Raw genomic sequence first — 26,710 nt, forward strand, 5'->3', positions numbered from 1 at the left:
CACGTTACTGAAGTGTTAACGCGAGATAACGGTCGAATGTTCCGGTTAGCCTTGAGATCTAAGGCTCAGGAAGGAACGGCAAGCGCCGAGGAGCGGATCAGAGAGTGGATATATCGAAGCTTGTCGAAGACCGGCTCTGACAACACGAAGGGATAAAGGTCCGGCTGGCCCATGCTGCGGTTGATGCTGTTGATGGCAAGCGTCAACGGCACCCATGCGCGGATCAGCGATTCGATCGTCCCGCTGCCGTAACTGTCGAAAGTGCGGCGCAGTTCGATCCCGACCGCATCCGTCTCCACATCCGGATTGGTTCGCAACCCGAATGCGTCTGCCGTATCGAGCGCGTCCACGATATGGAAATAATGCGCGAACGTCTCCGCGAAGTCTTCCCAGGGATGGCTCGCCGCATAGGCGGAAATAAAGCTCTGCTCCCAGCCGAGACCAGGGCCCTCGGCATAATGCCGCTCCAGCGCCTCGCCGTAATCAAGCCGTTCGTCGCCGAAGACGCGGCGAAAGTCTTCGAAGGCACCGCGGTCGCGCACGAGGACGTTCCAGTAGTAATGGGCAACCTCATGGCGGAAGTGACCAAGCAGGGTGCGGAACGGCTCGCCAAGCGCCACCCGCCGGGCTTCCCGCTCCGGATCAGAAGCCTCGGCGATGTTGAGCGTGATTAGCCCTTCGGCATGACCGGTCAGCACATGCGCCTCCTCACCCTCCGCGCCCGGATCATCGGCGAGAAAGGCGAAACCAAGACCCTTTTCCGGATCCTCCGTTCGCGTCACCAATGGCAACCGGAAGCGCAGCAGCGAATAGAACAGGCCCCGTTTCGCGAGCTCGATCTTCTGCCAGTTGAACTGGTTATCGGACAGCGTGAGATCGGGAATGGTGACATTGTGCCGGCAGGCCACACAGAAGCCAGATGGGTCGCCGTCATCGACCAGCCAATTGCAGCCGCCAATGGCGGAGTTGGAGCAAGGCATGACAGCCCCGATTGCCGACTGACCAAAGGACAAGATGGGCGTGCCTTCGGGATCGAGCGCGATCATCTCAAGTGCCGCTGGCCGGAAGGCAAGGCGGGCGCCACAGGTGACGCAACCTGTGTTTTCGAAGTGGACGACATTCGTGCAGTTGCTGCAGGTAAACAGGCGCATGACAGATCTCACAGGTGAGCAGGGCGCCGCGAGGGCAAGGGCACGTCAGTCGAAGGTCTCGAGCGGGAAGGTCAGCTCGTAACGCACAAGGCCATTCTTCAGCTCATGCCAGGCTTGGCCATTGACCGATGAAGGCACGACCCGCTCAAGCACTGTGCTGCCGAACCGGCTCGCCTTGACATCCTTGCTATCGTCCTGGCCGGCAAACGGCTCCTTCCAGGTGATGGTGACGACCGGGCCATCCGGCAACTCATGACGTCGGCATGACACCTCGATCGGCAAACGCCGCTGCAGGAAGTCGCCATGACTGACGGCATTCACCACCAGCTCGTGCAGCGCCAAACCGATGTGAAGCGACGCGTTCGGCGTGAGCAGAACATCGTCGCCTGAGACCTGCACGAGGTCGGCATTTTCCTGGACATACCGCTCGACCTGCTGCTTCAGCAGATCCCGGAAATACGCACCCCGCCAGCTGGAATCGGTAATCAGATCCTGCGACTGGGATAGCGCATGCAACCGGCCCCGGAACTTGCCGAGGAACATCTGCAAAGTCCCGGAATACCGCGCCGTTTGAGACGCGATACTCTGGATGATGGCGAGCAGGTTTTTCGATCGGTGGCTGACCTCGCGCAACAAGGCGCGGAGTAGCCTCTCCCGGCGCCGGTCTTCGGTGCGGTCGATAACGACGGTGATCAGGTGGAGGTCGTGATCATCCATCTCCACCAACCGGCAGCGAAACTCGAAGAAGGTGTCGTCACCGGCTTCGATTTCCAGCTCCGCCCGGTCGCCTGGTCTGGAAAGGCCTGACTTCATCTCGGCCAGTCGCTCGCCGATCTCCTTGCCGAAGACAGAATCGTCTGTGGGCTGCGTGCCCGGCGTCAGCTTCCAACGCGGCGGCAGCGTCGTGATGCAGACATAGGTCCCATCGCGATCCTGCAGAATGAGGCTTGCACCCATGTCGATCAGTGCGGTTATGAAGAACTCACGCAGCTGGTCCTCGCCGCGCTGAGGTTCAAACCATGTCAACCGATGTACCAAGTGAAATGCTCCGCCGTTTGTCGGCACTTCGGCTTCCTGCGGCTCGGATGAACCGCAGATTGGCCGAACTCTATGCGATCGCGCGCCTTATGCCTGTTCTGCTACCCGTTCGTTGAAAAACAATGCCTGGCTGATGAGTGCCTTGACCATGTCCGGGTTGAACGGCTTCGTGACGAGAAAGGCCGGCTCCGGCCGTTCGCCCGTCAGGAGCCGTTCCGGGAAGGCCGTGATGAAAATGACCGGGATGGTGTCGACTTTGAGGATGTCATTGACCGCGTCGATCCCGGAGCTGCCATCGGCGAGCTGGATATCGGCGAGAACCATTTTCGGATTTGTCCGCTTGTAGAGGTCGACCGCTTCGGCATGGGTGCGGGCGATCCCGGTGACCCTGTGGCCGAGGTCTTCGACCATCTGCTCGATATCGAGCGCGATCAGAGGCTCGTCCTCGATGATCATGATATCCGTCGCCACCTGGCGGGAGATTTCCATGGAGGCCTCATTGAACAGAGCGTTGAATTCGGCTTCCGTCACGCGCAGCACGCTGGCTGCTTCCGACGTCGAGAAACCTTCGACAGTGATGAGCAGGAAGGCGTGACGCGCCCGTGTCGGCACCGTCGCCAGATTGGCTGCCGCCCGCTTTTCCCATGCGAAGGGCGAAACAATCTGCGGCAGCTCGACCTTGGTGGAATCATAGATTGTTACGAACAGCCGATAGAGCGCGACACGGTCGTCGCCCGTGTCCGGAAAGATGGAGATATCAGCGATCAACGCCTCCAGCACCGCTGCGACATAAGCGTCCCCGGATGTCTGCGAACCGGTGACGGCGCGAGCATAGCGCCGCAGGTAAGGAAGGTGGACAGCGACGCGGGCGGTAAGGGACATGCAGTTCTCCAATCGAAGTGGAATAAGGTGCGGACTCGGCTGAAAACGCGCCATTCAAAAAAGAGTTCCGCCTGTCGGAACTTTTTTGCATGATGAAACTTAACAGGCTAATCCTGATAGACACAATCTCGAACCGAGAAACAATGGAACGTGAAGAACATGGCTGGCAACCCTCCGGACAAACCGGAAAAATCGAAGACACGCTCCGACACCCAGCGCCAGAATGCCAATGCCCTCATCGCCACGAAACTCCGCGGTTACTACGACGGCATCATTGAAGAAGGCACACCCACCCATCTGCTAGACCTGCTTGAGCGCCTCCATGAGGCGGAAACCAAAGCGAAGAAGTAAGGCCCAAAGAGAAAAGGACCAGACCGCCGGGTCTGATCCTTGCTGATTTTGACGCTTAGTCGCGGTAGTCGCGACCGGAATTCTGCATGCGGGTCACGCCATAGACGAGCGCCGCGATCGTTGCCGCCCCGAGAAGCGAACGCCCTTTGATCAAAGCCGGCACGCCAGCCAGAAGTTGAAGCGTCATCGGATCGGGCAGCCTTGCCTTGGCTGCTCTTTGACGAGCTTCCGCCTTCAACTCGGTCCGATGGTTCTTGGCCTGTATGACGGCAACAACGATGAGTGCACAGACACCCGTCACGCCGGCAATGATGAGGGCAGCCAAGGGTCCGCCAAGCATTTCCGCAAGATAGAGACCAGCGGCAATGAGAAGCCCCACATAGGCTGTCAGGCCTAGGACCGCGACCACCGCCCCACCGACAAGAAGTCGAGTGAAGCGGCGGGCGGTCGGCTTGACCTTACCAAAGGCGAGGATGCCGATTTGCTGAAACAATGGCAGCATGATCAGCGCCGGCTGAGTAGGGCGAGTACGTAGCCGACGCCAGCGGCCATGGCCAGCGACTGCAGCGGCTTGGCGCGGACATAAGCTTCCAGATCCTCTTCCGCATTCGCAATCGTCTCGCGGGCGCTATCCATATACTGCTGCGAAGTCTCGCCAGCCTGACGGATCTTGCCGCTGCTGAAGGAAGCGACCGTCTGGGTCAGGGCAGCAATGTCGCTGCGGAGGTTCGCAATCTCAGCCTGGACATCGCTTCCGGTTGCCGGCGAATTCGCGCTGGAGTTCGCCGAAGCGGCAGCATCGATGCGATCGGCAATCTCGTCTGCGCCGCTCTTGATCTTGTTGTTCGAAGCGCTCGGTACCTGAGCCATGATTGCTCTCCATTGAGTAATTGATCGTCGGGTTCGCTTTCAGAACGCCAGACAGTCGAGAGTGTTCCATCAGGGTCTCAATTCTTGGAAGCAGCCACTCCCCTGGAGTGCTCCCCTTCGTCCGGCCTCCTGGCCACTGCTCACCTCAAGGCGGAAGAAGAAGATGATGATGATGGAACTTCCGATGCAAGTTCTCGTTTTCGGACCGAGGACACCGAGCCTCGACCAACACCAGACACGAGAGATATCCGATGAATTGGAATCAGATCGAAGGCAATTGGGAGCAGTTCAAGGGCAAGGCCCAGACCCAGTGGGGCAAGCTCACCGGTGACGATCTCGACGTGATCGCTGGCAAGCGCAAGGAACTCTCGGGCAAGATCCAGGCTGCCTACGGCCGGACCCAGGAAGAAGCCGATCGTGAGATCGACGACTGGATGAGCCGAAACTGAGCAGTTCACTTGTAGATGCAGAGACCCGGAAGCACCCGCTTCCGGGTTTTTTTGTTGGCCTCAGGCAGCCGTCGTTGCGCCGTAGGTCACGCCTTTTTCCTTCAGCCAGCGCCGATAGGCGATCGACGACGCATCTGCGCGCGTCGGGATTTCCTTGCGCGGCTCAAGCGGCAGAAGCACCGGCCTCTGGTTCTCCAGAATGATCCGGTCCTGCAGGAAGATCATCTGCTGGAAATGAATGAGCTCCGTCGTCGTCGAGACATCGTCGATCAGATACATGATCGGATGCGCCCGGCAGCGGCCCGGATCGAGCGGCTGGACGAAGAGCCCGATGACATCCCAGCGATTGGCCGCGTTCGGACAGGTCTTGTAGAGGATCGTCGTGAACGGCGTCATCACCCGGTACATGTATTGCGTGGTGATCCCGTCCTGCGCCGACAGAGCCGCCTGCGGCTGGAAGAAGGTGCAGTTGGTGGCCCAGACCTCGTCTTCCTCGCGCCGGATTTCAACATCGTAGCTCTGCACTTCCGTATGCGGTTCAGCCCCCAGAACATCCGTATGCACGAAGGGGAAATGCGCCATGTCGAGAAAGTTCTCGACGATGCGAAGCCCTGACGCCTTCACGGTCACGACACCGCAGGGCACGTAGCGCCGATCAGGCTCGTCGGCCTCCGGCAACGGAAAAATCTCGCGCTCGGGCTGGCCGAGCGTCGCCCAGAGAAAGCCGAAGCGATGGCGCAGCGGCAGCGGCTCGGCCCGCCCCTCGGCAAAGACTTCAATCGCCCCATCCGCCTGTTTGAGGACGGTGAGATCCGTCCCCAGCAAGCGGTTCTGCGATCGGCCCACGGGGATCACCGCCTCGGTATCGAGCACATACCACTGATGAAGCGACGCCTTGTCGATACCGTTCTGCATGGTCTGTCTTTCCTCTGGAGCATGGGAGAAACCGCTTGAAACCCGATCTCGCCCGCCGCTAGATTGCCCAAAAATTAGAGCGCGCACAATTGCAAGGCAACACTGATCCCCATCCGATGACGGCAAAGGCCGACCATAGGACCGTCGGCTTCACCTTTTCCGGAAGGCTGGAGCCGCAGGGCTTCATTGCGTTCGCCGAACATCGTGCAGCGCGCCTGTCACTCGGCCTGAAGATTGCGGCCTGCGACCACGAGCGCTGCCGCCTGACGCTGTCGGGACCGGAAGCCCTGATCGACGCCTTCGAAATGGCCGTCAGCCTCGGTCCTTATGACAGCATCGTGCTCGACGTATCGCGATTTCAGTCCAACGAAGACCTGCCGGAAAAGGCCCTACCATGACACCAGCCTGGATCCCCGTTGCTCTCTCGGCCGACATCGAAGCCGGCACCTCTGCCGGAACGCTCGTCAACGGCGAGGAGCGCGTCGTCTGGCGTGACGACAAGGGCGCGATCCATGTCTGGGAAGATCGCTGTCCGCATCGCGGCATGCGCATGAGCTTCGGCTTCGTGCGCGGCGACCACATTGCCTGCCTCTATCACGGCTGGCGCTACGACACGGGCGGCCAATGTCGCTACATTCCGGCACACCCCGATCTCGAGGTGCCCCAGACGATCAAGGTCCCGACCTTCGCCGCAACCGAACGCGCCGGCATCATCTGGATGGCACCGGAAGGGGCAGATGCAGCTGAGCTTTCGGCACTTCCTGAGACGGCTGAACCAGTTCGCAGCCTCTTCCTCGACATGCCAGCAGAAGCGGCTCTCTCGGCGGTAAAGACAGCACTGCCCGAAGGCTACGGCGTGAGCGCCACCACTGCCGCAACACTCACCCTGCAAGGCAACGACGTGACTGTCCTGATCGCAGCCCAGCCCCGCGACGCCGGCCGGACGGCCCTGCACATCACGGTGGTCGGAAACGCATCCGCAGCCATTCGCCGCACCCTCGCGCTCTGGGCCATTGATCTCCGCAACCGCCTCGAAGCCCATACGACGGAGGCCGCGTGATGATCAGGCTTTACGACTACCACCTCGACGAAAACGGCTTTCGCGTCCGCCTTCTCCTCTCCATGCTCGGCCTGTCCTTCGAGACGGTCGCCGTCGACAAGGCGCCAGGCCGCGAGCAGGAAAAGCCGCATATGCTGGCGCTCAATCCGACCGGCACGCTGCCGATCCTCGAAGACGGCGATGTCAGGCTCTTCGGCACAACCGCCATCCTCGCTTTTCTCGTCCGCGCTTATGCGCCTGAGAGCCCCTGGCTGCCCGCCGATGCCGCAGACTTCGGACGCGTCCAGCAATGGCTGGGCTTTTCCACCCGCGAGCTGAAGCCCGCAATCGACGCCCGCGAGGCGGCTCTCTTCACCTCGGAGGGCGCCAGCGACAGCGATCTGAAGGCCGCCCGCAAAGGCTTCCGCATCATGAACGACCACATGACGCTGCGGCAGATCGAAGGGGCGGACTGGCTCGTCGGCGCCAGCCCGACACTCGCCGATCTGGCCCTCCTGCCGAGCTTCGCTTTGTCGCGCGACTACGGCACCGACCACGACGAATACCCGGCCCTTCGCCGCTGGCTGCGCCGCTTTCGCGCCCTTCCAGGCTTCATCACCATGCCGGGCGTACCAGATTACCACTGACCTGCCTTGCTGGCCGAAAGCCGCGCGGCTAGGTCGATGACAACGCAGGGAGATCCGCCATGATCCGCATCGTCTTTCTCGACCGCGACACGCTGTCGCCGGAAACCGTTGTTCGCGCGCCCTCCGTGCCGCATGAAATGGTGGTCCATGCCCGCACCGCCCCGCATGAAGTGGCTGAGCGCATCCGCGACGCAGATGTGGTAATTACCAACAAGGCCCCTGTCCGTGCCGAAGCACTCGCCGGCGCCACCAAACTCAAGCTGATCGCCGTCTCCGCCACCGGCACCGATATTGTCGATCTCGCGGAAGCCAGGGCGCGCGGCGTCACGGTTTGCAACATCCGCAACTACGCAAAACACACGGTGCCCGAACACACCTTCGCGCTGATGCTGGCGTTGCGCCGCTCGATCCTGCCCTATCGCCAGTCGGTGATCGAGGGACGCTGGCAGCACGCGGCGCAATTCTGCTATTTCGATTATCCCATTGCCGATCTCGGCGGCTCGACGCTCGGCATTATCGGCCATGGCACGCTTGGCCAGTCGGTGGGCAAGATCGCCGAAGCCTTCGGCATGACGGTGCTGACCGCCGGTCGTCGCGGCGCAACAGACCTCAAGCCCGGCCAGACGGCTTTCGACGATGTCATGAGGCGCTCGGATGTGATCACCCTGCATTGCCCGCTGACGCCGGAAACGCGCGGCGTGATCGGTGCGCGCGAATTCGCCCTGATGGAACGCAAACCGCTGCTGATCAACACCGGCCGCGGCGGCCTCGTCGACGAACTGGCGCTGGAAAAGGCCCTCGATGCCGGCCAGATCTCCGGCGCCGGCTTCGACGTCACCGATGGCGAACCACCCGCCCATGACAGCCCGATGATGCGGATCGCGTCACGCGAAAACGTCATCCTCACCCCGCATGTCGCCTGGGCAAGCCGCGAGGCAATCCAGGCCCTGGCCGACCAGCTGATTGAGAATATCGAGTTGTTTCTCGCGGGTAAGCCGCGCAATCTCGTGACCTGATCCAACCAACGCAGCCCTTGCCCTTTCTCAGCGACGCATATCTAACTCTCTCAAAAGACAGGGAGGACGGCATGCGGTATCTTGAGGCGGACTATCAGGGCGAGGAAATCCTGACGGCGAAAAAGGGCGCAATCGGCCTGATCGCCCTCAATCGCCCCCGCGTTCTGAACAGTCTCTCCCACGACATGGTCCTCGCCTTCGGCAAGGCGCTCGACGCCTTTGAGGCCGACCCTGAAGTCGCTGCCGTGCTCGTCACCGGCGAGGGCGAACGCGGGCTGTGCGCCGGCGGCGACATCAGGATGTTTTATGAAAGCGGCAAGGCCGGCGACGGCAAGGCTTCGGAATTCCTCAAGGCCGAATACCGCCTGAATGCCCGCATCGCCGGTTTCAAAAAGCCCTATGTCGTCGTCATTGACGGCATCACCATGGGCGGCGGTGTCGGTGTCTCCAGCCATGGCAGCCATCGCATCGTCACCGAGACGACCAAGCTCGCCATGCCCGAAACCGGCATCGGCTTCTTCCCCGATATCGGCGCCACCTGGCTCCTCTCCCGCGCATCCGGCGAACTGGGCACCTGGATGGGGCTATCAGGCGAAGCGGTGAACGGCGCTGACGCCATCACCGCGGGCTTTGCCGACTGGTACGTTCCGCAGGACCGTGTAGCAGAACTCCTGGAGCGGATCGCCGCCCTCCCCGCCCCGGCGCTCGGCCAATCGATCGCCTCGACGATCCGCGACTATACGGTGGACGGCCCGAAGGGCATCTTCTCCGAAGGCCGAGACATGATCGACCGCTGCTTCGCCTTCGACACGGTGGAGGAGATCATCCCAGCCCTCGAACAGGAACAGGGCGACCTCGCCGCCAGAACGCTCATCGCCATGCGCGCGAAATCGCCGACCAGCCTGAAGGTGACGCTCAGGATGCTGCGCGAGGCCCGCCTCTCCCAAGACCTCGAAACCTGCCTCGAACGCGAATTCGCCGGCACCTGCCAAGTGGTGAAAGTCCCCGACTTCTACGAAGGCATACGTGCTGCGATCATCGACAAGGACAGGAACCCGAAATGGTCCCCGGCGACGCTGGAGGATGTGGCGCCGGAGAGTGTCGAGGCGTTCTTTGCGGCACGGGATGAGCGGTTGTTCGAATAACCGCAAGCCGCAGACGTCTCACTGGCCGGGAGGCATGCGCTCGAAACGCTCAAGCGCCGGATCTATGCAATCCCATGGCTGGGCCGAGGCGGTCCAGGTGACAAACTGTGGCGCATATCGCTCAGGTTCGTCGAGGCTTGCCGCTCTAACGGAAAAGATCTGAGGAGCATCGGGGAATACCAGAAAGACCGGTGATCCGCAGACCGGGCAAAAGCCGCGGCGTTTGCGCGTTCCGGCATCCCCCACCAGATCCCAGGTCCGCGCCTCGCCTTCGAGTTTTACCTCGGCACCAGCGAAGACCACATGCGACGCATGGCCGGTTCCGCTGTCGATCTGACACTGCCGACACTGGCAATCGACCATGGCGACCGGTTCCCCGACCACCTCATAACGCACGCCTTCACAGGCGCATCCGCCACGAAAGGGCTTGGACATCGCTGTACTCCTTGTTTGATGACGCAGTCTGAGTAACGGCGCGCCCTAATCGGGTTGCCGGATTGTCGCCTCAAGGCGTGGCACGACCACTTTCCAGCCATCTCCCATATTGCGGAAGGCGACCTCGTTCTTCGGGAGCTCGAAACCAGAATGGACGAGGCGGACACGCGTGCCCTCTGCAACTGGTTCCAGCGCCCAGGTCACGACCGTATCAAGCTTCGATCCATAGCCCGTGTTGGAGGCATCGCCACCGCGCCAAGCGTGGGAAAACCGCCGATTTTCGACCACCTCCAGCACTTCGCAGTGGATGGTGCCGTCCCAGGCACCCGCCGGCTTGGTCTGGTAGGTAAAGCGATTGCCGACAACCGGCTCGAAGCCTTTCGGCTCCATCAACCAGCGCGCCATGATCTCACCTGTCGTCAGCGCCCGCCAGATCACTTCCGGCGCATGCGGAAAAACCTCGTCGACGACGATCTGCTGTCGGGAAGAAACTTGAGCGGCGTCGGTCATGGGTCAATGTCCTTGAGAAGGGTGCGAAGATTGCCGAAGCGTTCCCGCCAGAAGATGCCGTAATGGCTCATCCAGTCGAACAGGGGTTCGAGACCCTCCGGGCGGATACGGTAAAAGGTGCTCCGCCCTTCCGGACGCTCGACGACGAGCCCGGCCTGCTTCAACGTCTTGAGATGTTGGGAGATCGCGCCTTGCGTGACCCCGCTTCCCCGCGTCAGCTCGACGACGGAGATTTCATTCGTATCGGCAATGCGCTCATAGATGCCCCGCCGGGTGGGATCGGCGAGTGCGCGCATGACGGTGTTGACGGCTGTTGTTTCGATCATGGAAAATCATTAGCGTGGACTATTCGATCAGTCAACACTAATGATTTTAGATTGGCCTTTTGCGCGAAGACGTGACGACGCACCACGCGGCGATCATCGACAAGGACAGGACCCCGAAATCGGCGCCGGCGAAGTGGAGCATTCGACGCCGGAGCGTGTCGAGGCGTTCTTTGCGGCAAGGGATGAGCGGTTGTTTGGGTAGGGTTGGAGATTGCGAGAGTTCGCGAGCGACTGGCTGCAACCAACAATGACGATCGCGGCCTACCATAAGCCGTGAAGGTTCTGCCGTTTCACGCCAGGAGCGTCCATTGCGGCTGTCGCCCCTGGATTTTAAGGCGACACGATGTCGCGAAACTCGGGTGCTATAGTCAGAGTTTCGCGACCGATTTGTGCGACAAACATTTCAGTCAGCAAGGCCTATCATCACCGAAAGCATGTTGTTGAGAGCCAGCATGTCGGCACCGGAAAGATGACCGATCACCGGGCCGCATTTGGCGCGCGGATAGGCCATAACCTTGTCCACCATGACCTGTGAAACGACATTGAGACCGTTCCCCGTCGTTGGCTCGATAGTGAACCGATAAAGTGGAGCATCAGCTATCGTGCTGGTCAGCAAAACGACCAGCACGCTGTCTGCCGCATTGAGAAAATCAGATTGAATGACGATCGCCGGGCGAGGTTTTCCATAATCGCCCGGTGCCGAAACGGTGACGAGATCACCTCTTTTCACGGTGCTGGCCATTCAGTAGCCGCCGCGATGAAATCCAGGGCTTCGGCTTCCTCGGGGCGGCCGCGCAAGAGCAGACCTTGCCGCTGGGCTTCAGCGGCAAATTCGGGCTTGTGAGGATCCGGCACCCAAATGCGTAGTTGCTTCATGCCCCGGTGCTGCTGCTGTTGCCGGTAGCGTTGAAACTTGGTCAGGCCGTCATCGGCGCTCTTAGGTCTCGGCATAGCATCCTCCATTAGGTCGCGCGCAACCCTAACACATTAGTCGCGCGCTACCTAATGAATCCGGCTCTGGTTACGAACAGCGCGAATGTTAGGATTCACGCTGCCATTTCGCCGAGCGCGGGATGACCGGTTCGGGCCGAATGCAGAAGAAGATTTTGTCCTACAACAATCAAAGAACCACCCCCTCACTCAATCTCATACGGCATCATGTTCCTCACCCGATGATCCACCACCAGCTTCCGCCTCAGCGGCGCACGGCGCGGCTGGTGCATTTGACGCGCTCGCAGAAGCGGCAGGAGATACCGATCGGGTCGAAGGCGCCGCTGTTGGAGAGGTGAAGGATCTACCGGTTTGCGACATTGGCGGCCTCGCGCATCAGTCGACGAAGCGTTCCTTCAATAACTGCCGACCGCGCGTCATAGCGCTTTCTATTGTTGTTCCATCCCAAGAAAATTCCAGCAGCTTCTGATGATGTTCTTTCGTCACGCTTATATTGATAACGCCAGCCTTGATTCTGGTGCTGGCCCAATCGTAACGATAGCCATCATCAGTCACCTTGCTCGAAAACATCGCGTCAAGATGGCGCTCAACAGTCCGATTGAGGGGTTCCCAAGCAAAATCCTTGCTAAGCATGCTGACCTGTTGGTCATAATAGTCGGCATCGAAGATGGCAGTTGCCCGGTTGTGAGATGACCACTCTACTGAGGTCGCCGCCCTCCGCACGTGGACGCTGACATCGTCGCATCCCATGCAACCGCAACTGCATCGGCCTATGATCAGGTTGCCTTTATGTCCTTGGGTAAGCTGGCGAATGATGTCGGGAGGATCGAGACCCAAGTGGTCGTCTCCGATCCAGTCTGTACCATCGACGATAAATCGCACTTCGTAGGTGTTGTCATCGTCATTGGGCAATATTTGATAGGACAGATTGCTCATAGTAAATCGACGCTACAGACATGGTTCCACCTCTGCAATGGGCCAAATGCTGACGAGAATGCGCCCTGCCCCAACTCAGAACACCCCTCACTCAATCTCATACGGCATCGGGTTCCGCACCCGATGATCCACCACCAGCTTCCTTTTCAGTGGCGGCACGGCGCGGCTGGTGCATTTGACGCGCTCGCAGATGCGGCAGGAAATGCCGATGGGGTCGAAGGCGCCGCGGTTGGAGAGGTCGAGGTCGTCGGCATAGACGAAGGCACCGGCATAGGAGATCTCGCAGCCGAGCGCCAAGGCGTAGCGCGGATTGGCGGCGCGGAAGCCGGCGGAGCCTTTTGACACCTGCGTCGCGATGCAGAGATAACGCACACCGTCGGGCGTTTCCGCCGTCTGGCGGATGATCCGGCCGGGCGTCTCGAAGGCCTGATGCGCGTTCCACAGCGGGCAGGCCGCCCCGAAGCGGGCAAATTGCAGGCGGGCGGCACTGTGCCGCTTGGTGATATTGCCGGCCCGGTCGATACGGGCAAAGAAGATCGGCACGCCCTTCAGGCCCGGCCGTTGCAGCGTCGAGAGGCGGTGGCAGACCTGCTCGAGCGAGGCCTCGAAACGGGCGGCGAGCAGTTCGACGTCGTGGCGCAGATCCCGCGCGGCGGTGAGAAAGCTGCGATAGGGCAGGATCAGCGCGCCAGCGAAATAGTTGTAGAGGCCCATGCGACAGATCTCGACCGCCTCTTCGCTGCGGAAATTCGCCTGTTTCAGCACCTGGTCAATCTTGGTGGCAGCGGCGAGCTGGGCAATCTGGATGGCGATGTGGAAATCGCGGGTGGGGGCAGAGGCGTAGCGGCTGACGGTCAGGATCCGTCCCACCGGATCGAAGCGGCGGATCGCCTCGTCGCCCGCCTCGCCGCGCACCACGCGGACGCCGTGCTGTGCTTCGAGATGGCCTGAAAGAGCCGCGTAATTCTCCCCCTCCCCGAGCTTCAGCTCTGTCGCAAGTTGCTCCGCAGCAAACTCGAGATCGTGGATGTAGTTGTCGACGAAATGGAAGAAGTCGCGCACCTCGTCATAAGGCGTCACCTCCTGGGTGGGGGCAGCGCCCAACCGGTCATCGAGGCTCGCCAGTTGCTCATTGCCGCGCCTGTAAGCCTGGTGGGCGGCAATCAGCGCATGGGCAAAGCCGGGGGCATTCTGCGTGACGAGCTTCAGCTCCTGCAGGCTCGGCGAATAGGTCTCGAACAAGGGATCGGAGAGCGCCTCCGTCAGCGCCGACATCAACCGGTCGTTCTGGCCCGAGGAGAGCTCGGTGATGTCGATGCCGAACTTTTCCGCCAGCGACAGAAGCACCGAGGCCGAAACCGGGCGCTGGTTGTTTTCGATCTGGTTGAGATAGCTGGTGGAAATGCCGACCATATCGGCAAACTGCGCCTGGGTGGCCCCGTTCGCCTGGCGGATGTCGCGGACCTTGCGGCCGATAAAGAGTTTCCCGATGGCCATTTCGCAAATTCGCAATTTTTACTTTGCAAATTCATAAATCCACAGATGCACCTGTTCAACCGTTTTCTTCTGCGGCACAGTGGAATAGGTGTCACACAAGGCTTTACAGCCAAACAGATCATTCCGGAGGAAGCATGTCGACGATCCTGGACCAGCTCGAAGCGCGCCGCGCGGAGGCCCGCCTCGGCGGCGGCGAAAAGCGCATTGCCGCCCAGCACGGCAAGGGCAAGCTGACCGCCCGCGAGCGCATCGAAGTCCTGCTCGACGAAGGCTCCTTCGAAGAATACGACATGTATGTCACGCATCGCTGCGTGGATTTCGGCATGGCCGAACAGAAGGTGCCGGGCGATGGCGTGGTCACCGGCTGGGGCACGATCAACGGCCGCCAGGTCTATGTCTTCTCCCAGGATTTCACCGTGCTCGGCGGCTCGCTGTCGGAAACCCATGCCCAGAAGATCTGCAAGATCATGGATATGGCGATGAAGGTCGGCGCACCAGTCATCGGCCTGAATGATTCCGGCGGCGCCCGCATCCAGGAAGGTGTGGCCTCGCTTGCCGGCTATGCCGATGTCTTCAAGCGCAATGTCGATGCCTCTGGCGTCATCCCGCAGATCTCCGTGATCATGGGCCCCTGCGCCGGCGGTGCCGTCTATTCGCCCGCCATGACCGACTTCATCTTCATGGTGCGGGATTCATCCTACATGTTCGTCACCGGCCCCGATGTGGTGAAGACGGTGACCAACGAGATCGTCACGGCGGAAGAACTCGGCGGCGCCTCCACCCACACGAAGAAATCCTCCGTCGCCGATGGCGCCTATGAGAACGACATCGAAGCCCTGGAACAGGTCCGCCTGCTCTTCGACTTCCTGCCGTTGAACAACCGCGAAAAGCCGCCGGTCCGCCCATTCCATGACGATCCCGCCCGCATCGAGATGCGGCTGGACACGCTGATCCCTGACAGCTCCAACAAGCCCTATGACATGAAGGAGCTGATCTACGCGCTGGCCGACGAGGGCGATTTCTTCGAAATCCAGGAAGCCTTCGCGAAAAACATCATCACCGGTTTTATCCGCATGGAGGGCCAGACGGTCGGCGTCGTCGCGAACCAGCCCATGGTGCTCGCCGGTTGCCTCGACATCGACTCCTCGCGCAAGGCCGCCCGCTTCGTCCGTTTCTGCGACGCCTTCTCGATCCCGATCCTGACGCTGGTCGACGTGCCCGGCTTCCTGCCCGGCACCGCCCAGGAATATGGCGGCGTGATCAAACATGGCGCCAAGCTCTTGTTCGCCTATAGCCAGGCAACCGTACCCATGGTGACCCTCATCACCCGCAAGGCTTATGGTGGCGCTTACGACGTCATGGCCTCCAAGCATATCGGCGCCGATATCAACTATGCCTGGCCAACCGCCGAAATCGCCGTGATGGGTGCCAAGGGGGCCACCGAGATCCTCTATCGCTCGGAACTCGGCGATGCCGAGAAGATCGCGGCGCGGACCAAAGAATACGAAGTCAACTTCGCCAACCCCTTCAAGGCCGCCGAACGCGGCTTTATCGACGAGGTGATCATGCCGCATTCCTCCCGCCGCCGCATTGCCAAGGCTTTCGCGAGCCTCAGGAACAAGCAGGTGGGCACGCATTGGAAGAAGCACGACACGATCCCGTTGTGAAACGATCGCGGCAAACATTCGCTGAATTATTTTGAATTGACGGACAAAAAGGAGCTCGATCGAAGTATTGCGATACGACATGCCTATATGGGTGGCGTTAAGCACTTCCTTGAACGAGAAAGGATCCTCCCCATGAGCGACGAAAAATTCCCGCCCGAGAAGAACCTGCCTGCCGGCTATCAGCCGCCCAAGGTCTGGACCTGGGAGCAAGGCAATGGCGGCCAGTTCGCCAATATCAACCGCCCGACATCAGGCTCGCAGACGGAAGTGGAGCTGAAGGTCGGCAAACATCCGCTGCAGCTCTATTCGCTGGCGACGCCGAACGGCCAGAAGGTGACGATCCTGCTTGAGGAGCTGCTGGCGGCCGGCCATGAAGGCGCCGAATACGACGCCTGGCTGATCAATATCGGCAAGGGCGACCAGTTCGGCTCCGGCTTTGTCGGCGTCAACCCGAACTCAAAGATCCCGGCCCTGATGGACCATGCGCCTGTCGATGGCGGCAAGCCGGTCCGTCTGTTCGAGAGTGCCTCGATCATGACCTATCTCGCGGAAAAGTTCGGTGCCTTCCTTCCGTCCGACCCGCGCGCCCGCGCCGAAACGTTCAACTGGCTGTTCTGGCAGATGGGCTCGGCTCCCTTCCTCGGCGGCGGCTTTGGCCATTTCTACTCCTACGCGCCGATGAAGATCCAATACGCCATCGACCGCTATGCCATGGAAGTGAAGCGCCAGTTGGACGTGCTGAACCGTCACCTCGCCGACAATGAATTCATGGCCGGTAAGGACTACACCATCGCCGACATGGCGATCTGGCCCTGGTATGGCCGGCTTGCCCTGCACGGCGCCTATGACGATGCCGGCACCTTCCTGTCCGTAGACGACTACGAGCACGTCCAACGCTGGACAAAGCAGCTTGCCGCCCGCCCGGCCGTGAAACGCGGCGCCATGGTCAACAAGGCAACCGGCCCGCTCTCCGAACAGCTGCATGAACGCCACGATGCGGCAGACTTCGACACGAAGACGCAGGACAAGATCGTCCAGCAGCAGCAGGCTTGAGGAAGACAGAGATGGCCAGACCACCTGAAATGATCAAGCATCGCGGTTTCCCCTCGGGGCTGCCGGGCCATGGCCATCACTTCACCATCCGTCGCGCCAATGAAAAAGGCGCGACACCCCTCAAGCCCCTGCAGCGCCTTGCTCGTCCGAACACGATTGAGCAGAAGGTTGATGCGGCGTTCCTGCATGCACTCTGGCACCATTTCGGCGCCGAGCCCTTTCCGCGCGGCAACCTCGATGCCGGACGGCTGAACCTCCTGTTCGGACGGGAAGTGGTACCGGCCGAAAGCCCGTTTGACCCGACGTCCTATGACGCGCTGCTGAAGATCGACGAACGGGTGGCCCGCAAGAGCTTTCCGGAGTCCTTTGACGACGTGTTCGAGGTCTGAGCCATGGCAAAAGAGCCTCTGATGCCGAAACACCAGGGCTTTCCGCCCGGCCTGCCGGGAACGCAGTGGCAATACACGATCCGCCGACCGAACCCCAAGGTGACGCCGCTCACCAACTGGCCGCGCCACCGCACCATGGACCCATCCGTGGCGCTGGCCGACCTCGGCTTTGTACAGGCGCTCTGGCAATATTTCGGCACCGAACCCTTCGAGCGCGGCAATCTCGACGGCGAACGCCTCTGCCGACTGTTCGGCCGCGAGCTCATCGCCGCCGAGCGAGGCTTTGATCCGCAATCCTACTTCGCCAAGCTGAAGCTGAATGAACCGCTGGCGCGGAAGAACTTTCCGGAGGCGTTTGGCGAGGTGAAGAACGAGCAGAGTGTGGCCAAGGGTTTGAAGAAGCAGGCGCGGGAATAGCGGGCAAACATGGCGATTGAGCGCCTGGCGGCTGTGCGCGGATAGAATTGGCAGGGAGAGAAGACATGATCCAGAAAATCCTCATCGCCAACCGGGGCGAAATCGCCTGCCGGGTTATCAAGACCGCCAAGAAGCTCGGCATCAAGACGGTCGCTGTCTATTCCGATGCCGATCGCAATGCGCTGCATGTCGAGATGGCCGATGAGGCGGTGCACATCGGCCCGGCGCCGTCGAACCAGTCCTATATCGTCATCGACAAGATCCTCGACGCGATCAGGCAGACCGGCGCCGATGCGGTCCATCCCGGCTATGGCTTCCTCTCGGAAAATGCGGCCTTTGCCGAAGCGCTGGAAAAGGCGGGCGTCACCTTCATCGGCCCGCCTGTAGGCGCGATCCAGGCCATGGGTGACAAGATCACCTCGAAGAAGCTGGCCGCCGAAGCCGGCGTCTCGACGGTCCCCGGGCATATGGGGCTGATCGCGGATGCCGACGAGGCGGTAAAAATCTCCGATCAGATCGGCTATCCGGTGATGATCAAGGCCTCGGCCGGCGGCGGCGGCAAGGGCATGCGCATCGCCTGGAACGCAGAGGAGGCCCGCGAAGGCTTCCAGTCGTCGAAGAACGAAGCGAAGAATTCCTTCGGCGACGACCGCATCTTCATCGAAAAATTCGTCACCGAACCGCGCCATATCGAGATCCAGGTGCTCGGCGACAAACACGGCACCGTGCTTTATCTCGGCGAGCGCGAATGCTCGATCCAGCGGCGAAACCAGAAGGTGATCGAAGAGGCCCCCTCGCCCTTCCTCGATGCCGCAACCCGCAAGGCGATGGGCGAACAAGCCGTGGCACTGGCAAAAGCCGTCGGCTATCACTCCGCCGGCACCGTCGAATTCATCGTCGATGGCAAAGTGAACAAGTTCTACTTCCTTGAGATGAACACCCGCCTGCAGGTCGAGCATCCCGTGACCGAGCTGATCACCGGACTCGATCTCGTCGAACAGATGATCCGCGTCGCCTCGGGCGAAAAACTCGCCTTCGGTCAGGACGATGTGAAGCTCAATGGCTGGGCGATCGAAAGCCGTCTCTACGCCGAAGACCCCTATCGCAACTTCCTGCCTTCGATCGGTCGCCTCACCCGCTACCGTCCGCCTGCAGAAGGAACGACGGCAGAAGGCACTGTCGTTCGCAACGACACCGGCGTCTTCGAGGGCGGCGAGATCTCGATGTATTACGATCCGATGATCGCCAAGCTTTGCACCTGGGCACCAGACCGCCTCACCGCGATCGACGCGATGAGCGCAGCGCTCGACAGCTTCGAGGTCGAAGGCATCGGCCACAACCTGCCCTTCCTCTCCGCCGTGATGAACCAGGAGCGCTTCCGCTCCGGCAAGATCACCACGGCCTATATCGCGGAGGAATTCAAGGACGGTTTCACCGGAGTCACCCCGGATGCGGCGTCCGCCGAAAAGCTTGCCGCGATCGCCGCCGTGATCAATCACCGCCTGCAGGCGCGCGCGATCCAGATCTCCGGCACCATCGGCAATCATGCCCGCAAGCTAGGCAAGGACTGGGTCGTCAATCTCGCCGATAGCGACCACGCGCTGGCGATTACCGGCGGCACCGGCAACACACGTATCGCATTCGAAGCCGGCAACGAGCTGGTGATCGCCACCGACTGGCAGCCGGGTCAGACACTCGCCGATGTCGACATCGACGGCGAGACGCTCGCGGTCAAGGTCGACCTCAAGGGCCCCGCCATTCGGCTCCGCTGGCGCGGCATGGATGTGACCGCCCGCGTCCGCTCCCCGCGTGTCGCAGAACTGGCCAAGCTGATGCCCGAAAAACTGCCGCCGGATACGTCGAAGATGCTGCTCTGCCCGATGCCGGGCGTCATCACCGGGGTTGCGGTGAAGGAAGGCGAGACCGTGGAAGCCGGTCAGGCGCTGGCCACCGTCGAGGCGATGAAGATGGAGAATATCCTGAAGGCCGAACGGCGGGGTACGGTGAAGAAGATCGTCGTGAAGCCGGGCCAGAGTCTCGCCGTCGACGAGTTGATCATGGAGTTTGAGGGGTGAGGGAGCGGGTGAAACGAGAGGCCAAGATCATAGCGTCAATGCTCGGCGGCTTGATTGGCACATCGTGCGCGATTTTCCTCCACTTTTTCATATGGATGAAAACACCTTTAAACTCCGAGGTCGCCTTTGTTGCTGCATCGCTTCTCCTTGGCTTCCCAACACCAGGGGGAGCTCCCTATGAAATCCACTTGTACAATCATGCAGTCTGGTCGTTCTGGGGAGCGGTCTTATACGGCATGGTAGTGAGAATTTGTTTTGGGCGCCTCAGTGTTCGGAGAGTTCTCACCGTCTACGTTGCGGGCATGGCCGTTATTGCCGTGGCAGGGAAACTGGCAGAACACGGGCTTGTATCGGGATCATTGTTAGGCAACGGTTTTTTGGTTGCGTATGTCGTCGTCGGTCTTTTCGCAATACGGGACTGGCCTGCCAGAACCTCGGACCGTGCCGGTCAAATTCAAACGTTGGGGGCATGACATCGATGACCAAGAAAACCATCGCCGACTGGCAGGCGCTTGCCGAGAAGGAACTGAAGCGTCCGGCGGAGAGCCTCGTCTGGGAGACGCCCGAGGGCATTGCGGTGAAGCCGCTGTATACGACAGACGATATCGCCGGCATCGGTCATCTCGACAGCCTGCCGGGTTTCGCGCCCTTCACCCGGGGCCCGCGTGCCACCATGTATGCCGGTCGCCCCTGGACGATCCGGCAATATGCGGGTTTTTCGACGGCGGAGGAGAGCAATGCCTTCTACCGCAAGGCGCTTGTGGCCGGCCAGCAGGGCGTCTCGGTCGCCTTCGACCTCGCCACCCATCGCGGTTATGACTCGGATCATCCCCGTGTTGAGGGCGATGTCGGCAAGGCGGGTGTGGCGATCGACAGTGTCGAGGACATGAAGATCCTCTTCGACGGCATTCCGCTGCAGGACATCTCCGTCTCGATGACCATGAATGGCGCCGTCATCCCGATCCTCGCCAATTTCATTGTCACCGGCGAGGAACAGGGCGTGTCGCGCGAGAAACTGTCCGGGACCATTCAGAACGACATCCTCAAGGAGTTTATGGTCCGCAACACCTATATCTACCCGCCCGAACCCTCGATGCGGATCATCGCCGACATCATCGAATACACGGCGAAGGAGATGCCGAAGTTCAACTCGATCTCGATCTCCGGCTATCACATGCAGGAGGCCGGCGCGACGCTGGTGCAGGAGCTTGCCTTCACGCTGGCCGACGGGCGCGAATATGTCCGCGCCGCCATCGCCAAGGGCCTTGATGTCGACGCGTTCGCCGGGCGTCTCTCCTTCTTCTTTGCGATCGGCATGAACTTCTTCATGGAGGCCGCCAAGCTGCGCGCCGCCCGCCTGCTCTGGACCCGCATCATGCAGGAATTCGAGCCGAAGAAGGCGTCCTCCCTGATGCTGCGCACTCATTGCCAGACATCGGGCGTATCGCTGGCCGAACAGGACCCCTATAACAACATCGTCCGCACCGCTTTTGAGGCGATGTCGGCCGTGCTCGGCGGCACCCAGTCGCTGCACACAAACTCGTTTGACGAGGCGATCGCGCTTCCGACGGAATTCTCAGCCCGCATTGCCCGCAACACGCAGCTGATCCTGCAGCACGAGACAGGCGTCACCAAGGTCGTCGATCCGCTGGCCGGCTCCTATTATGTCGAGAGCCTGACCAATGACATGGCCGAAAAAGCCTGGGCGCTGATCGAGGAGATCGAGCAGCTGGGCGGCATGACCAAAGCCGTCGATGACGGCCTGCCGAAGCGCCTGATCGAGGAAGCCGCCACCCGCCGCCAGGCAGCCGTCGACCGCGCCGAGGAGGTGATCGTCGGTGTCAACAAGTACCGCCTCGAAAACGAGGAGCCGATCGATATCCTGCAGATCGACAACACGGCCGTCCGCCTGTCGCAGATCAAGCGTATCGAGCAGACGCGCCGCCAGCGCGACCCGAAGCGGGTGGCTGAAACCCTTGCCCGGCTGACCGAGGTCGCCAAAACCGGCGAAGGCAATATCCTCGAAGCCGCCGTCGACGCCGCCCGCGCCCGCGCCACCGTCGGGGAGATCTCCGACGCCATGCGCGCCGTTTTCGGCGATCACGTCGCCGTCCCCGAAGTCGTGCATGACATCTACGGCAAGGCCTACGAAGGCGATCCGGAAATGGAAACGCTGTCGACCCGCCTGAAGGATTACGGCAAGGCCGCCTCCAAGCCGCGCATCCTGATCGCCAAGCTCGGCCAGGATGGCCATGATCGCGGCGCCAAGGTCATCGCGTCGGCCTTTGGCGATATCGGTTTCGATGTCGTGGCAGGTCCCCTGTTCCAGACACCGGAGGAGGCAGCCGATCTCGCCGTTGCCAATAAGGTGCAGGTCGTCGGCATGTCCTCGCTTGCCGCCGGCCACAAGACGCTCGCCCCGCAGCTGGTCCAGGCGCTGAAGGCCAAGGGCGCCCATGACGTGATCGTCGTCGTCGGCGGGGTTATTCCGCGTCAGGACTATGACTTCCTGCTGGAGCATGGCGTCTCCGCCGTCTTCGGCCCCGGCACCAATGTCATGGATGCCGCCCGTTCCGTGCTTGACCTTCTGGAGGGTCGCCTGCGAAACAGTTGAGACGCCGGCAGCGCTCGGGGAGGAGCATGGAGACCTACGATTACATCGTCATCGGCGCCGGCACCGCCGGCTGCCTGCTGGCTAACAGGCTGTCCGCCGATCCCACGCGGCGTGTGCTGCTGCTCGAAGCCGGCGGCAGCGACAATTATCACTGGATCCATATCCCCGTCGGCTATCTCTATTGCATCAACAACCCGCGCACCGACTGGTGCTTCAAGACGGAAGCCGAGCCCGGCTTGAACGGTCGCGCCATCGGCTATCCCCGCGGCAAGGTGCTCGGCGGCTGCTCCTCGATCAACGGCATGATCTACATGCGCGGCCAGGCGCGCGACTACGACCAGTGGCGCCAGATGGGCTGCGACGGCTGGGGCTGGGACGACGTGCTGCCGCTCTTCAAAAAGACGGAAAACTTCCACCGGGGGGCCGATGACAAGCATGGCGCCGGCGGCGAATGGCGCGTGGAGAAGGCGAGGCTGCGCTGGGATGTATTGGAAGCCTTTCGCGAGGCGGCGAAGCAAGCGGGCATCCCTGAGACAGACGACTTCAATCGCGGTGACAACGAAGGCTCCGGCTTCTTCGAGGTCAACCAGCGCTCAGGCATCCGCTGGAATACGGCGAAAGCCTTTCTGAAGCCGATCCGGCACCGCAAGAACCTCACGATCCTCACCCACGCCCATGTGAAGGGCCTGACCATCGAGGCAGACCGCGTGACCGGCGCCGAGGTGCATCACGACGGCGAGCTGAAACGCTTCGCCGCCCGCCGCGAGGTGGTGCTCTCAGCAGGCGCCATCGGCTCGCCGCAGATCCTCGAACTCTCCGGTATCGGTCGCGGTGATGTCCTGCAAAATGCAGGTATTGAGACCATGAGGGAGGTGCCGGCCGTCGGCGAAAACCTGCAGGATCATCTGCAGCTCCGCCTCGTCTTCAAGGTCAAGGGCGTGCCGACCCTCAACGAGCGCGCGTCGAGCCTTTACGGCAAGGCGATGATAGGACTGGAATATGCTCTCCGTCGCTCAGGCCCCATGTCCATGGCCCCGAGCCAGCTCGGCATCTTCACCCGCTCCGGCCCGGACAAGGAAACCGCCGACCTCGAATACCATGTCCAGCCGGTCTCGCTCGACAAGTTCGGCGATCCCGTCCATCCCTTCCCGGCGATGACGGCGAGCGTCTGCAACCTGAGACCTGAAAGCCGTGGATCGGTGCATATCGCGGGGCCGGACTTCGCCGCACAGCCGAGGATCGCGCCGAACTATCTCTCGACGACAGGCGACCGCGATGTAGCCATCCGCTCGATCCGCCTCACCCGCCAGATTGCCGCCCAGCCCGCCTTTGCCCGCTATCACCCTGAGGAATACCGCCCCGGCCCAGCGCTTGAAAGCGATGCGGAGCTGGAACAGGCAGCCGGCGATATCGGCACGACGATCTTCCACCCCGTCGGCACCTGCCGCATGGGGGCCGATCCGGACAGCGTCGTCGATCCGCGCCTGAATCTACGGGCATTGAAGGGGCTGCGCATCGCCGATGCCTCGGTCATGCCCACCATTGTCTCCGGCAATACCAATTCGCCGACCCTGATGATTGCCGAAAAGGCAGCCGCTATGATCCTCGAAGATCACCGCTGACGCCATTCATCAACTGCGGTCGTCGGCATTCGCCCCGAGCAGTTTTGGCAGGTCGCCAAAGCGCGCCACGAGGCCGAACACGGTGGCGGCCACCGCAACGAACAGGATCGTCACCGAAGCCATGACCGGCGTATAACCATAGCGCAGCGCATTGAAGATCTTGATCGGCAGAGTCTCCATCACGAAACCAACAGTCATATAGGCGACGATGTACTCGTTGAGCGAGAGCACGAAGGCAAAGGCATAACCGGAGACAAGATAGGGCGCGATCAGTGGCAAAACGACCGTTCGGAAAATCGTCCGGTCGTCGGCGCCCATGGTGGCGGCCGCCTCGACCAGGGAGCGGTCGATCGCCGAGAAACCGAGCGACAGCGTCACCAGGGGCAGCGTGACGAAGAATATCGCGTGGCTGATCACGGCCGTCCAAGGTTGACCATAGAAGCCCGTTGCGGCCCAGAAGGTGAGCAGGCCTAGCGCCGTGATGACGGGCGGCAGTGTGAAGGGTGCGATGCCGAGCAGCTGGAAGACCTGCGCCCAAGGGGCAAGACGCCGCCAGAGGAACCAGGCGAGCGGCAGGGCGATGGCGACAGCAAGAGCCGCCGCGCAAAGCGCCAGGATGACCGAGGCAAACAGCGCCGCCCGCCAGCCCGGATCGGTGAAGATCGCGCCATACCAGGACAAAGAAAAGCCCTGCGGCGGGAAGTTCAGGCTCTGCTTGGCATTCACCGACACACCCGCGACCACGACGATGGGCGCTGCAAGGAAGATGCCGATCAGGGTGAAGTAGAGACGGGTCAGAGCCTTGTTCATGCTGCCTCTCCCTTACGACCGATGAGCAGCGTCAGCGCGACCATGCCGAGCGTGACCAACACGAGGAACACCGCCATTGCCGCCGCAAACGGCATGTTGGACTGATAGATCGCCTGATCGGTAATCAGCACCGACAGTGTCCAGTGCGAAGGACGGCCGAGGATCTGCGGCAGGAGATAGGAGCCAAGCGCAAAGATGAAGACCATGATCAGCGTCGCAATCAGCGTGTTGCGCAGCGCCGGTACGACGACGGTGAAGAAGGCCTTGGGCGGCGAGGCGCCGAGCGTGCGGGCGGCTTCTGTCAGCGTCGGGTCAAGCCGGACGATCGCGGGATAGAGCACCAGCACGGTATAGGGCAGCGCCTGATAGGCCATGCCGGTCAGGACGGCGCCGAAATTCGGCATGAGCGCCACCGGCTTTTCCATCAACCCGACCATGACCAGTAGGTTGGTGATACCGGCGGTGCGGGAAAACAGCGTCGACCAGGCAAAGCCGATGATGACTTCGGAAAGCGACAGGATGGAAAGGAGTGCGACCAGCCAGAGCACCTGCGCTTTGCGAGACATGCGGGCGAGCAGATAGGTGAAGGGCAAAGCCAGCGTCACGCAGACGACGGCAACCGCAATCGCGAGACCAAGCGAAAAGCTGAGCACGCCGCCGAAGAAGAACGACAGGAAGCGGGCATAATTGTCGAAGACGAAATCCGGCGAGTAGAAGCCGGTCGGATCGCGCTTGAAGAAGGAGACGGCGATCATCGTCGCGAAAGGCACGACGAAGAACAGGATCAGCATGCCGGCCGGAAAGGCGAGCGGCGCATAGTCGAGCGCAGTTTTTGGGGCTTCGCGTTTCATGCCGACAGCACCACGGCGGTTTCGGGGTCGATGACGATGCCGACATCCTGGCCGACGGTCACGACAGGCCGCTCGCGCGGCGTCGAGACGGCGACGACTTCAGTACCGGAGACGTCGAGGAAGGTCTCGATCGTGCCGCCAAGATCGCGGATGAAGGTAACCTTGCCGGTGATCCGGCCTTCGCCGGGAGCTGCGAGTTTCACGTCTTCCGGGCGCACCGAGAGGCTCGCCTGCGCCGAACCTGACGGTGCCGAAATGCCGGCAACGGCATGTCCGAGCACCAGCGTGGTTCCACCCTGCGCCGTGAGCGGCAGCAGATTGGTCGAGCCGATGAAATCAGCAACGAAACGATCGGCCGGCTTGCGATAGATCTCGATCGGGCTCGCCGCCTGGCGGATCTTGCCGCCATTCATGACGACGACCGTATCGGCCATGGTCATCGCCTCGCGCTGATCGTGGGTCACGACAATGGTCGTGATGCCGAGCTGCTGCTGCAGCTTGCGCAGTTCCACCTGCATCGCCTCGCGCAGCTTCGCATCGAGCGCCGACAGCGGCTCATCGAGCAGAAACAGTTTGGGCGAAATCGCAAGCGCCCGGGCAATCGCCACGCGCTGCCGCTGGCCGCCGGAGAGCTTGTGCACCGGACGGTCGGCGTAGCCGGTGAGGTGGATCATCGCGAGCAGCTCGTCCACACGCTTCACCTGCTCTTCGCGACCGATGCCACGGATGCGCAAGGGATAGGCGATGTTCTCGCCGACGGTCAAATGCGGGAAGAGCGCCAGCGACTGAAAAACCATGCCGAGCTCGCGCTTGTGTGTCGGCACCTGTGTGATGTCCTTGCCATCGAGAACGATGGCGCCATTGGTCGGACTGTCGAGACCGGCAATCATCCGAAGCAGCGTGGTCTTGCCGCAGCCGGAGGGGCCGAGCAGGCAGACGAAGGTGCCATGCGGCACCGAAAGCTGGACATTGTCGACCGCCGTGAACGGGCCGAACTGCTTGGTGATGGAATTGAGGGCGAGGCCGGACATCATGTCTCCGAAGTCAAATGGTG

General features: G+C 61.4%; 31 protein-coding genes and 1 pseudogene. 15 read left to right on the forward strand and 17 right to left on the reverse strand.

Annotated features, from left to right (window positions below; genetic code table 11):
• Positions 1-65: 65 nt before the first annotated feature.
• The 3 genes from ASE36_RS13990 to ASE36_RS14000 all read right to left on the reverse strand — a co-directional run bounded on the left by ASE36_RS13990 (position 66) and on the right by ASE36_RS14000 (position 3,071).
• The gene (locus ASE36_RS13990; RefSeq protein ID WP_062280497.1) at positions 66-1,151 is read right to left on the reverse strand and encodes a putative zinc-binding metallopeptidase; all 1,086 of its coding nucleotides are present in this window, start codon (positions 1,149-1,151) and stop codon (positions 66-68) included.
• Between the two features lie 45 nt (positions 1,152-1,196).
• Positions 1,197-2,177, reverse strand: coding sequence for a sensor histidine kinase (locus ASE36_RS13995; RefSeq protein ID WP_244474748.1), 981 nt, complete (start codon positions 2,175-2,177; stop codon positions 1,197-1,199).
• Between the two features lie 99 nt (positions 2,178-2,276).
• Positions 2,277-3,071 (reverse strand): response regulator, encoded by a 795-nt coding sequence (locus ASE36_RS14000; RefSeq protein WP_062280503.1) that lies wholly within the window; start codon positions 3,069-3,071, stop codon positions 2,277-2,279.
• A 159-nt stretch (positions 3,072-3,230) separates the two neighbouring features.
• On the opposite strand from ASE36_RS14000, the gene ASE36_RS14005 reads away from it, so the two are divergent.
• A complete protein-coding gene (locus tag ASE36_RS14005; protein WP_062280506.1) occupies positions 3,231-3,422 on the forward strand; it encodes a NepR family anti-sigma factor in 192 nt (63 codons plus the stop codon).
• Between the two features lie 55 nt (positions 3,423-3,477).
• Here the strand turns inward: ASE36_RS14005 and ASE36_RS14010 are convergent, their stop codons facing one another.
• Positions 3,478-3,924 (reverse strand): hypothetical protein, encoded by a 447-nt coding sequence (locus ASE36_RS14010; RefSeq protein WP_062280509.1) that lies wholly within the window; start codon positions 3,922-3,924, stop codon positions 3,478-3,480.
• A 2-nt stretch (positions 3,925-3,926) separates the two neighbouring features.
• On the reverse strand, positions 3,927-4,292 hold the full coding sequence (locus ASE36_RS14015) for a DUF883 family protein (protein ID WP_062280512.1): 366 nt from the start codon (positions 4,290-4,292) through the stop codon (positions 3,927-3,929).
• A 251-nt stretch (positions 4,293-4,543) separates the two neighbouring features.
• Between ASE36_RS14015 and ASE36_RS14020 the strand changes: the two genes are divergently transcribed.
• Entirely contained in the window at positions 4,544-4,741 is a 198-nt protein-coding gene (locus ASE36_RS14020; protein ID WP_062280516.1) for a CsbD family protein, read from the forward strand.
• Between the two features lie 60 nt (positions 4,742-4,801).
• Here ASE36_RS14020 and ASE36_RS14025 read toward each other — a convergent pair whose 3' ends face one another.
• On the reverse strand, positions 4,802-5,656 hold the full coding sequence (locus ASE36_RS14025) for an aromatic ring-hydroxylating oxygenase subunit alpha (RefSeq protein WP_062280517.1): 855 nt from the start codon (positions 5,654-5,656) through the stop codon (positions 4,802-4,804).
• A gap of 89 nt (positions 5,657-5,745) precedes the next feature.
• Between ASE36_RS14025 and ASE36_RS14030 the strand changes: the two genes are divergently transcribed.
• From ASE36_RS14030 to ASE36_RS14050, 5 genes are all read left to right on the forward strand, one after another.
• A complete protein-coding gene (locus ASE36_RS14030; protein WP_244474749.1) occupies positions 5,746-6,054 on the forward strand; it encodes a hypothetical protein in 309 nt (102 codons plus the stop codon).
• Positions 6,051-6,716, forward strand: coding sequence for a Rieske (2Fe-2S) protein (locus ASE36_RS14035; RefSeq protein WP_062280520.1), 666 nt, complete (start codon positions 6,051-6,053; stop codon positions 6,714-6,716). Before ASE36_RS14030 ends, ASE36_RS14035 begins: the two co-directional genes overlap by 4 nt.
• Entirely contained in the window at positions 6,716-7,342 is a 627-nt protein-coding gene (locus tag ASE36_RS14040) for a glutathione S-transferase family protein (RefSeq protein ID WP_062280523.1), read from the forward strand. The genes ASE36_RS14035 and ASE36_RS14040 overlap by 1 nt, the downstream gene beginning before the upstream one ends.
• 59 nt (positions 7,343-7,401) lie before the next feature.
• Positions 7,402-8,358: a D-2-hydroxyacid dehydrogenase gene (locus ASE36_RS14045; RefSeq protein WP_062280526.1), complete on the forward strand. Its 957-nt coding sequence runs from the start codon at positions 7,402-7,404 to the stop codon at positions 8,356-8,358.
• Between the two features lie 71 nt (positions 8,359-8,429).
• Positions 8,430-9,503, forward strand: coding sequence for an enoyl-CoA hydratase/isomerase family protein (locus tag ASE36_RS14050; protein WP_062280529.1), 1,074 nt, complete (start codon positions 8,430-8,432; stop codon positions 9,501-9,503).
• Between the two features lie 18 nt (positions 9,504-9,521).
• Here ASE36_RS14050 and ASE36_RS14055 read toward each other — a convergent pair whose 3' ends face one another.
• The 8 genes and pseudogenes from ASE36_RS14055 to ASE36_RS14090 form a co-directional block, all read right to left on the reverse strand.
• Positions 9,522-9,938, reverse strand: coding sequence for a GFA family protein (locus ASE36_RS14055; RefSeq protein ID WP_062280532.1), 417 nt, complete (start codon positions 9,936-9,938; stop codon positions 9,522-9,524).
• Between the two features lie 45 nt (positions 9,939-9,983).
• Positions 9,984-10,448 (reverse strand): SRPBCC family protein, encoded by a 465-nt coding sequence (locus ASE36_RS14060; protein WP_062280534.1) that lies wholly within the window; start codon positions 10,446-10,448, stop codon positions 9,984-9,986.
• Positions 10,445-10,774 (reverse strand): ArsR/SmtB family transcription factor, encoded by a 330-nt coding sequence (locus tag ASE36_RS14065; RefSeq protein ID WP_062280537.1) that lies wholly within the window; start codon positions 10,772-10,774, stop codon positions 10,445-10,447. The genes ASE36_RS14060 and ASE36_RS14065 overlap by 4 nt, the downstream gene beginning before the upstream one ends.
• 403 nt (positions 10,775-11,177) lie before the next feature.
• Positions 11,178-11,516 carry a type II toxin-antitoxin system PemK/MazF family toxin gene (locus ASE36_RS14070; RefSeq protein WP_320410152.1) on the reverse strand — a complete coding sequence of 113 codons (339 nt, stop codon included), beginning with the start codon at positions 11,514-11,516 and terminating at the stop codon, positions 11,178-11,180.
• Positions 11,501-11,725: an antitoxin MazE-like protein gene (locus ASE36_RS14075; protein ID WP_082511079.1), complete on the reverse strand. Its 225-nt coding sequence runs from the start codon at positions 11,723-11,725 to the stop codon at positions 11,501-11,503. Before ASE36_RS14075 ends, ASE36_RS14070 begins: the two co-directional genes overlap by 16 nt.
• Before the next feature lie 185 nt (positions 11,726-11,910).
• Positions 11,911-12,065, reverse strand: a pseudogene (locus ASE36_RS22620) (short-chain fatty acyl-CoA regulator family protein); the annotation flags it as partial.
• Positions 12,066-12,100: 35 nt separating this feature from the next.
• Positions 12,101-12,661, reverse strand: a complete 561-nt coding sequence (locus ASE36_RS14085) for a hypothetical protein (RefSeq protein ID WP_062280543.1) — start codon at positions 12,659-12,661, stop codon at positions 12,101-12,103.
• 87 nt (positions 12,662-12,748) lie between these two features.
• On the reverse strand, positions 12,749-14,158 hold the full coding sequence (locus ASE36_RS14090; RefSeq protein ID WP_062280546.1) for a helix-turn-helix domain-containing protein: 1,410 nt from the start codon (positions 14,156-14,158) through the stop codon (positions 12,749-12,751).
• 134 nt (positions 14,159-14,292) lie between these two features.
• On the opposite strand from ASE36_RS14090, the gene ASE36_RS14095 reads away from it, so the two are divergent.
• From ASE36_RS14095 to ASE36_RS14130, 8 genes are all read left to right on the forward strand, one after another.
• Positions 14,293-15,825, forward strand: a complete 1,533-nt coding sequence (locus ASE36_RS14095; protein WP_062280550.1) for an acyl-CoA carboxylase subunit beta — start codon at positions 14,293-14,295, stop codon at positions 15,823-15,825.
• A 132-nt stretch (positions 15,826-15,957) separates the two neighbouring features.
• Positions 15,958-16,878 (forward strand): glutathione-dependent disulfide-bond oxidoreductase, encoded by a 921-nt coding sequence (gene yghU / locus ASE36_RS14100; RefSeq protein ID WP_062280553.1) that lies wholly within the window; start codon positions 15,958-15,960, stop codon positions 16,876-16,878.
• A gap of 11 nt (positions 16,879-16,889) precedes the next feature.
• Positions 16,890-17,267 carry a hypothetical protein gene (locus ASE36_RS14105; protein WP_062280555.1) on the forward strand — a complete coding sequence of 126 codons (378 nt, stop codon included), beginning with the start codon at positions 16,890-16,892 and terminating at the stop codon, positions 17,265-17,267.
• A 3-nt stretch (positions 17,268-17,270) separates the two neighbouring features.
• Positions 17,271-17,684 (forward strand): hypothetical protein, encoded by a 414-nt coding sequence (locus ASE36_RS14110; RefSeq protein WP_062280558.1) that lies wholly within the window; start codon positions 17,271-17,273, stop codon positions 17,682-17,684.
• A 65-nt stretch (positions 17,685-17,749) separates the two neighbouring features.
• A complete protein-coding gene (locus tag ASE36_RS14115) occupies positions 17,750-19,759 on the forward strand; it encodes an acetyl/propionyl/methylcrotonyl-CoA carboxylase subunit alpha (protein WP_062280561.1) in 2,010 nt (669 codons plus the stop codon).
• An 8-nt stretch (positions 19,760-19,767) separates the two neighbouring features.
• Positions 19,768-20,232, forward strand: a complete 465-nt coding sequence (locus tag ASE36_RS22785; RefSeq protein WP_156378653.1) for a hypothetical protein — start codon at positions 19,768-19,770, stop codon at positions 20,230-20,232.
• 5 nt (positions 20,233-20,237) lie between these two features.
• Positions 20,238-22,373, forward strand: a complete 2,136-nt coding sequence (gene scpA / locus ASE36_RS14125) for a methylmalonyl-CoA mutase (RefSeq protein ID WP_062281418.1) — start codon at positions 20,238-20,240, stop codon at positions 22,371-22,373.
• Positions 22,374-22,399: 26 nt separating this feature from the next.
• A complete protein-coding gene (locus ASE36_RS14130) occupies positions 22,400-23,995 on the forward strand; it encodes a GMC family oxidoreductase (RefSeq protein WP_062280567.1) in 1,596 nt (531 codons plus the stop codon).
• A 9-nt stretch (positions 23,996-24,004) separates the two neighbouring features.
• Here the strand turns inward: ASE36_RS14130 and ASE36_RS14135 are convergent, their stop codons facing one another.
• The 3 genes from ASE36_RS14135 to ASE36_RS14145 are packed head-to-tail and all read right to left on the reverse strand — an operon-like array spanning position 24,005 to position 26,687.
• Entirely contained in the window at positions 24,005-24,805 is an 801-nt protein-coding gene (locus tag ASE36_RS14135) for an ABC transporter permease (protein ID WP_062280569.1), read from the reverse strand.
• Positions 24,802-25,656, reverse strand: coding sequence for an ABC transporter permease (locus tag ASE36_RS14140; protein ID WP_062280571.1), 855 nt, complete (start codon positions 25,654-25,656; stop codon positions 24,802-24,804). The genes ASE36_RS14135 and ASE36_RS14140 overlap by 4 nt, the downstream gene beginning before the upstream one ends.
• Positions 25,653-26,687 carry an ABC transporter ATP-binding protein gene (locus tag ASE36_RS14145; RefSeq protein ID WP_062280573.1) on the reverse strand — a complete coding sequence of 345 codons (1,035 nt, stop codon included), beginning with the start codon at positions 26,685-26,687 and terminating at the stop codon, positions 25,653-25,655. Before ASE36_RS14145 ends, ASE36_RS14140 begins: the two co-directional genes overlap by 4 nt.
• Positions 26,688-26,710: the final 23 nt, after the last annotated feature.

Origin of the sequence: Rhizobium sp. Root274, assembly GCF_001429245.1 — a bacterium.
GTDB lineage: Bacteria > Pseudomonadota > Alphaproteobacteria > Rhizobiales > Rhizobiaceae > Allorhizobium.

Excerpts from the sequence above, each read along its gene's own strand:
- ASE36_RS13990 (WP_062280497.1), bottom strand. The coding sequence starts at position 1,151 with ATGCGCCTGTTTACCTGCAGCAACTGCACGAATGTCGTCCACTTCGAA.
- ASE36_RS14000 (WP_062280503.1), bottom strand. The coding sequence starts at position 3,071 with ATGTCCCTTACCGCCCGCGTCGCTGTCCACCTTCCTTACCTGCGGCGC.
- ASE36_RS14005 (WP_062280506.1), top strand. The coding sequence starts at position 3,231 with ATGGCTGGCAACCCTCCGGACAAACCGGAAAAATCGAAGACACGCTCC.
- ASE36_RS14010 (WP_062280509.1), bottom strand. The coding sequence starts at position 3,924 with ATGCTGCCATTGTTTCAGCAAATCGGCATCCTCGCCTTTGGTAAGGTC.
- ASE36_RS14015 (WP_062280512.1), bottom strand. The coding sequence starts at position 4,292 with ATGGCTCAGGTACCGAGCGCTTCGAACAACAAGATCAAGAGCGGCGCA.
- ASE36_RS14020 (WP_062280516.1), top strand. The coding sequence starts at position 4,544 with ATGAATTGGAATCAGATCGAAGGCAATTGGGAGCAGTTCAAGGGCAAG.
- ASE36_RS14025 (WP_062280517.1), bottom strand. The coding sequence starts at position 5,656 with ATGCAGAACGGTATCGACAAGGCGTCGCTTCATCAGTGGTATGTGCTC.
- ASE36_RS14035 (WP_062280520.1), top strand. The coding sequence starts at position 6,051 with ATGACACCAGCCTGGATCCCCGTTGCTCTCTCGGCCGACATCGAAGCC.
- ASE36_RS14040 (WP_062280523.1), top strand. The coding sequence starts at position 6,716 with ATGATCAGGCTTTACGACTACCACCTCGACGAAAACGGCTTTCGCGTC.
- ASE36_RS14045 (WP_062280526.1), top strand. The coding sequence starts at position 7,402 with ATGATCCGCATCGTCTTTCTCGACCGCGACACGCTGTCGCCGGAAACC.
- ASE36_RS14050 (WP_062280529.1), top strand. The coding sequence starts at position 8,430 with ATGCGGTATCTTGAGGCGGACTATCAGGGCGAGGAAATCCTGACGGCG.
- ASE36_RS14055 (WP_062280532.1), bottom strand. The coding sequence starts at position 9,938 with ATGTCCAAGCCCTTTCGTGGCGGATGCGCCTGTGAAGGCGTGCGTTAT.
- ASE36_RS14060 (WP_062280534.1), bottom strand. The coding sequence starts at position 10,448 with ATGACCGACGCCGCTCAAGTTTCTTCCCGACAGCAGATCGTCGTCGAC.
- ASE36_RS14065 (WP_062280537.1), bottom strand. The coding sequence starts at position 10,774 with ATGATCGAAACAACAGCCGTCAACACCGTCATGCGCGCACTCGCCGAT.
- ASE36_RS14070 (WP_320410152.1), bottom strand. The coding sequence starts at position 11,516 with ATGGCCAGCACCGTGAAAAGAGGTGATCTCGTCACCGTTTCGGCACCG.
- ASE36_RS14075 (WP_082511079.1), bottom strand. The coding sequence starts at position 11,725 with ATGCCGAGACCTAAGAGCGCCGATGACGGCCTGACCAAGTTTCAACGC.
- ASE36_RS14085 (WP_062280543.1), bottom strand. The coding sequence starts at position 12,661 with ATGAGCAATCTGTCCTATCAAATATTGCCCAATGACGATGACAACACC.
- ASE36_RS14090 (WP_062280546.1), bottom strand. The coding sequence starts at position 14,158 with ATGGCCATCGGGAAACTCTTTATCGGCCGCAAGGTCCGCGACATCCGC.
- ASE36_RS14095 (WP_062280550.1), top strand. The coding sequence starts at position 14,293 with ATGTCGACGATCCTGGACCAGCTCGAAGCGCGCCGCGCGGAGGCCCGC.
- yghU (WP_062280553.1), top strand. The coding sequence starts at position 15,958 with ATGAGCGACGAAAAATTCCCGCCCGAGAAGAACCTGCCTGCCGGCTAT.
- ASE36_RS14105 (WP_062280555.1), top strand. The coding sequence starts at position 16,890 with ATGGCCAGACCACCTGAAATGATCAAGCATCGCGGTTTCCCCTCGGGG.
- ASE36_RS14110 (WP_062280558.1), top strand. The coding sequence starts at position 17,271 with ATGGCAAAAGAGCCTCTGATGCCGAAACACCAGGGCTTTCCGCCCGGC.
- ASE36_RS14115 (WP_062280561.1), top strand. The coding sequence starts at position 17,750 with ATGATCCAGAAAATCCTCATCGCCAACCGGGGCGAAATCGCCTGCCGG.
- scpA (WP_062281418.1), top strand. The coding sequence starts at position 20,238 with ATGACCAAGAAAACCATCGCCGACTGGCAGGCGCTTGCCGAGAAGGAA.
- ASE36_RS14130 (WP_062280567.1), top strand. The coding sequence starts at position 22,400 with ATGGAGACCTACGATTACATCGTCATCGGCGCCGGCACCGCCGGCTGC.
- ASE36_RS14135 (WP_062280569.1), bottom strand. The coding sequence starts at position 24,805 with ATGAACAAGGCTCTGACCCGTCTCTACTTCACCCTGATCGGCATCTTC.
- ASE36_RS14140 (WP_062280571.1), bottom strand. The coding sequence starts at position 25,656 with ATGAAACGCGAAGCCCCAAAAACTGCGCTCGACTATGCGCCGCTCGCC.
- ASE36_RS14145 (WP_062280573.1), bottom strand. The coding sequence starts at position 26,687 with ATGTCCGGCCTCGCCCTCAATTCCATCACCAAGCAGTTCGGCCCGTTC.